Consider the following 5,230-nt stretch of genomic DNA (forward strand, 5'->3'; position numbering starts at 1 on the left):
GCCGCATGCGCTGCCTCCTGCTGCGCCGACTTTTTGCTCTTGCCTTTTGCCGTCGCAAGCAGTCTGTCATTGACATACACCTGAACTTCAAACTCTTTGTTGTGATCGGGGCCTGTCGCATCCTTGAGAATGTAGTCGGGAGTCACGCCAAACTTTGCCTGAGTCAGCTCCTGCAGCGTCGTCTTGTAATCTTTGAAAAGCGATCCAAGATCTATTTTCGGATAGCACGCCTCGATAAGGCCGATCGTAATCCGTCGTACCTCATCGAGACCCGATTCGAGATAGATCGCACCCATCAGTGCTTCGAACGCATTGGACAGAAGAGAGGGTTTTTCACGCCCTTTGTTATTCTCTTCGGCAGCGGAAATGTAGATGTAATCTCCCAGATGCAATGCATCGGCCAGACGCTTGAATCCCGCCTCGTTGACCAGCGACGCACGCATTTTGCTCAACTCTCCCTCTTTCGCTTTCGGAAATTTCTCGTAAAGATACTCCCCAACCACCAGGTCGAGTACGGCATCGCCGAGAAATTCGAGGCGCTCGTTGTTATAAGGTTTCTTGTAGCTCTTATGCGTCAATGCCTCGACCAGTCTCTGCCGGTCCTTGAATTTATAACCCAGCTGCTCTTCGAGAGGCTTGAGTTCATCCATCTGTACGCTCCTCACTTTGAATCATACGGCGTGGAAACAAAACTCCCACACCTGCGCCGACGCCGTGTCCGTTTCTGCCTGCTGTCTGGCGATGGCTATTGGCGCCATATCGCCATCGGCGTGCGCATCGGCGAAGAGCAAGCAATTGCTCTTCGTTTTTCGATGCTCCCCGCTGCACTGGCGCAGCCTGTCGCACCAAAAGGAACGAACTCCCTTTTCCCACTCCGTTCATCGATTTTCCTTTTTGAATTGTTCGGCGGTTTTTCTCGCCAGTTCGTCGCACCGTTCGTTTTCAGGGTGACCGTTATGCCCGCGCACCCAGACCGCTTTGACTTTATGAGGTTTGGCCGCTTCGATATAGGCTTTCCACAAGTCGGGATTTTTGACTTTTTTGAAGTCCCGTTTGATCCAGTCATCGAGCCACTCATTGATCGCCTTGACCACATAGCTCGAATCGCTGTAGATCGTAACATCACAGGGCTCCTTGAGTGCTTTCAACCCTTCGATAACCGCCATCAGCTCCATCCGGTTGTTGGTCGTCATCGGCTCACCGCCGGTGATCTCTTTTTCCCGGTTGCCGTATCGCAAGATTACCCCATAGCCTCCTGGACCCGGGTTACCCAGGCTCGACCCGTCAGAGAAGATTGTAACCCGTTTCATTTTCCGCCTTTGTTATTTCGGTTTCCACTACCGCACTGTCGAGCGCCAGACACTTCGGGCACCGGTCGAACGGCACCGGGAACTGCTGCTTGCAGTTTTTGCACAGATAGGCGAACTGCAGCGTCGTCTCTTTGAATCCTGTCTTTCTCAGATGGTTCATCATGTCGATCAGGAACCATCCGGTCGGCTCGGAGGGTTCAATATCTCCACGTGCCCCATAGATAGCTCGTAATTTCGGACTCTCCTTGATCCTGTCGTAATCCAGAAAAGATGTGGGAAGAAACCAGAAAATATCGACAAGATGCTCTATGTTCGCCTCCTGCACCATCTCCCATGCCCGCTGCGGCTCGTTCTTCAGCAAATATTCGAATACGATGCGTTCATATTTTTTGTTCGCCATGTAGAAATCGATCACCGTTTCGATTTTCTTATCATGCTCCATATAGAGATCGGATGTGATGATTTTCAGGTCGATATAGAGTTTCAGGTCGGCCACGTTCACACCCATCGCTTCGAGTGATTCGACAACCTCTTTCGCCTTTTTGAAATTTTGCAGACGTTCGTAGACCACCATGAGATCGTTGAGCACTTTTTTGTTGCGCGGATTGGACTTGAGTATCTGCAAAAAGGTGGAATGGGCACGCTCCAGAAAGCCGGCATGCATATAGGTGGTCCCCACGAGCTCCATCAGCTCATAGGTCATCGTATCATCGCTGCAATGCTCCAATAGGTAGAGGCCGATTTCTATCGCATTGGTATATTCGCCACTTTTTTCATAGGCATGGGCTAGCAGAACGAGCGGTTGTGTCATAGCCGGTGAGTACGGCATCGTCTCCAGGCTTTTCTTGACACCATGCGTTTCGAATCGACGCAGAAATCGCTGCAAACGGCGGGATTTGCGGGATTTCACATAGACCCCCCACCAGTAGCTGACAAACGCGATGATGAAAACCATCCCGGCGATCAACAATATGGCAAATAGCGGGTCACGATAATCTATGAGAAGAGCATCCACTTACCGACCTTCTTTCAAAGTGGGTAGTGGGTAGTGGGCAGTAAGTAGCGGATGGTGTCGATACTCATCGACGGTGCACACTACTCACTACTCACTACTCACTTTTTAGTGCTGTAAAGCACATTGAATTATTATATAATAAATATATGATAGATAACAACTCCATCGAACAGCTGAAGCAGACGATCGACATCGTCGATGTGGTCGGCAATTATGTCGAACTCAAAAAAAACGGCTCCAATTTCAAAGGGCTCTGCCCTTTTCACGATGAAAAAACTCCAAGCTTCATCGTCAGCCCTTCCAAACAGTTTTACAAATGTTTTGGATGCGGTGCCGGGGGCGATGCAATCAAGTTTCTCATGGAGTATGAAAAACTGAGCTATCCCGAAGCGATCGAAAAACTCGCGAGCCAATACAATTTTACACTGCGTTACACCAAGGGTGCACAAAGCGGAAACCTGGAACGCCATATTCTCGAAACGGTAGGGCAGTGGTACCGTGCCAATCTCGACCATCATGAACAGGCAAAAAACTATTTGAAAGCCCGAGGTGTTTCTCTTGCGAGTATCGAAAAGTTTTCCCTCGGGTATGCCCCATCATCGGAAGAGACGCTCCACTATCTGCAGAAGGCGCTGATCCCGTTTCAAAAAGCGGAAGAGGTCGGCATACTCGGACATGACAGAGGCAGATATTATGCCCGGCTCATCGACCGTATCATTTTCCCCATCTTTTCACCTTCCGGTATGCCGGTCGGATTCGGGGGGCGTACGATGGGCGACCATCCGGCAAAATATATCAACTCGCCCCAGACCAAACTCTTCAACAAATCGCGCCTGCTCTACGGCTACCACCTTGCCAAGGAGCAGATCTACCGAAAAAAACGGCTCATTGTCGTTGAAGGGTATATGGATGTCATCATGCTCCATCAGGCGGGCTTCGGCACTGCCGTCGCTACGCTCGGCACCGCTCTGACGAACGACCACCTCCCTCTTCTGAAAAAAGGCGAGCCCGAAGTGATCGTCGCCTACGACGGAGACAGTGCGGGCATCAATGCCGCGACGAAAGCGGCACTACTGCTGAGCGCGCACAATTTCGAGGGGGGTGTCGTGCTGTTTGGCAACGGCATGGACCCGGCCGACATGGTCAACGCCGGAAATGCCGATGCCATCGAAGCGCTCTTCGCCAAGCCGATCCCTTATGCACAGTTTGTCATCGACCAGACCGTCGAACGCTTCAATATCCAGACTCCGAAAGGAAAGGAGGATGCATTCCGTTCGGTCAAAAATTACCTATCGACCCTCTCCCCTTTCGTCAGGGAGAAATACCTGCCTTATGCCGCTCTTCGCCTGGGAGTCAATACGGCGATGCTGGATTCCCAAAGCACCAGGTCCACCTATCGGCAGTACGATCGAAACCAGGCAGAGCAGCCTCAGCCGGCTCCGCTGCTGACACTTACGGATGTGGCGGAGGAGAGCATTATCAAAACCCTGCTCAAAACCCCGACACTCACCGACATGGTCCTGGACACAATGGACAGCTCGATGTTCGGGACTCACAAACTGGCGTTTGACGCTCTCATTCAGGGAGCCGAGCATGAAGATCTTCTGCGAATCGAGCTCGACGACTCGATCATGACATATAGCGAAGCGGAGCTCAAAAAACAGCTTCTCTATTTTCTTCAGAGATACTACAAAAAAGCCCTTGACATAATCAAAAAAGATGATACACTTCCCTTCGAAAAAAAGATATTTTTTCTACGCAAATATCAGGATTACATCAACCGACTGAAACGAGGAGAACTGGTTCCGTATGAAAGCCATAGCACTCTTTAGCGGCGGGCTCGACAGCACACTCGCCGTCAAGCTGGTCAAAGACCAGGGCATCGAAGTGATCGCACTCAATATCGATATCGGGTTTGGCAGCACCAAAAGCAAACTGGAGCATATGCGGGACATGTGCGACCAGATCGGCGTGGAGCTGCGTACACTCGACATTCGCGACCAGTACCTGCGCGACATCCTTTTCAACCCCAAATACGGGTACGGGAAAAACTTCAACCCCTGTATCGACTGCCACGGCAACATGTTCAAAATCGCCAAAGAGCTGATGGAGCCCTGGGGAGCCAGCTTTCTGATCAGCGGGGAAGTGGTGGGGCAGCGCCCCATGAGCCAGCGGCGCGACGCCCTCGATCTGGTCACCGGGCTTTCCGATACCGACGACATCCTGTTGCGCCCCCTCAGCGCCAAAGCGCTGCCGCCGACGCTGCCGGAACGGGAAGGATGGGTCGACCGCGAAAAACTGCTCGGCATCACCGGGCGCAACCGGGAGGTCCAGCTGAGAATGGCGGAAGAGATCGGATTGAGAGATTTCGAAAAACCGGGTGGAGGATGTCTGCTGACCGATGAAAATTTCTCGAAAAAACTGGCCGAATTCATAAAATACGACACCCTCGAAGTCGAAGATATCGCCCTGCTCAAATGCGGGCGGCACATGCGGCTTCCGGACGGTGCCAAACTGGTCATCGGCCGGCATAAAGAGGACAACGAAATGATCGAGGCGGCCATTACACCCAAATACAGAAAGATCAGGTTGCTGAACGCCACCGGTCCGATCTCGGCCATCAGCGCAAACGCATCGGACGCAGACAAAGCGCTGGCTGCCAAACTGACAGCCACTTATGGCAAAACGAAGCCGGAAGAGAGTTACGAAGTAGAGGTGGGCGACGAGGTTTTCAAGGTGCATCCGTTCGACTCCAAAGAGCCCTGCCAGAAATATTTTATAAAAACTTAAGCGAAGTTGAATTACAATTCGGGTCTCTCAACTTCGTGGGGCATTAGCTCAGCTGGGAGAGCGCCTCGCTGGCAGCGAGGAGGTCAGCGGTTCGAGCCCGCTATGCTCCACCATA

The 5,230-nt window shown here is 51.8% G+C and carries 5 protein-coding genes and 1 tRNA gene; 3 read left to right on the plus strand and 3 right to left on the minus strand.

The window, feature by feature from the left end; all coding sequences use genetic code 11:
• The 3 genes from rnc to Q1K24_RS09115 form a co-directional block, all read right to left on the minus strand.
• On the minus strand, nucleotides 1–650 hold a 650-nt coding region (gene rnc / locus Q1K24_RS09105), incomplete at its 3' end, for a ribonuclease III (protein ID WP_300369192.1).
• A gap of 228 nt (nucleotides 651–878) precedes the next feature.
• A complete protein-coding gene (gene rnhA, locus Q1K24_RS09110; protein ID WP_300369195.1) occupies nucleotides 879–1,310 on the minus strand; it encodes a ribonuclease HI in 432 nt (143 codons plus the stop codon).
• A complete protein-coding gene (locus tag Q1K24_RS09115; RefSeq protein WP_300369198.1) occupies nucleotides 1,285–2,325 on the minus strand; it encodes a hypothetical protein in 1,041 nt (346 codons plus the stop codon). The genes rnhA and Q1K24_RS09115 overlap by 26 nt, the downstream gene beginning before the upstream one ends.
• Before the next feature lie 146 nt (nucleotides 2,326–2,471).
• Between Q1K24_RS09115 and dnaG the strand changes: the two genes are divergently transcribed.
• The 3 genes from dnaG to Q1K24_RS09130 all read left to right on the plus strand — a co-directional run bounded on the left by dnaG (nucleotide 2,472) and on the right by Q1K24_RS09130 (nucleotide 5,228).
• Entirely contained in the window at nucleotides 2,472–4,157 is a 1,686-nt protein-coding gene (gene dnaG / locus Q1K24_RS09120) for a DNA primase (RefSeq protein WP_300369201.1), read from the plus strand.
• A complete protein-coding gene (locus tag Q1K24_RS09125; RefSeq protein ID WP_300369203.1) occupies nucleotides 4,135–5,115 on the plus strand; it encodes an argininosuccinate synthase domain-containing protein in 981 nt (326 codons plus the stop codon). The genes dnaG and Q1K24_RS09125 overlap by 23 nt, the downstream gene beginning before the upstream one ends.
• 37 nt (nucleotides 5,116–5,152) lie before the next feature.
• Nucleotides 5,153–5,228, plus strand: a tRNA-Ala gene (locus tag Q1K24_RS09130).
• Nucleotides 5,229–5,230: the final 2 nt, after the last annotated feature.

This window comes from Hydrogenimonas sp., from assembly GCF_029932565.1.
In the GTDB taxonomy this organism is placed as follows: domain Bacteria; phylum Campylobacterota; class Campylobacteria; order Campylobacterales; family Hydrogenimonadaceae; genus Hydrogenimonas.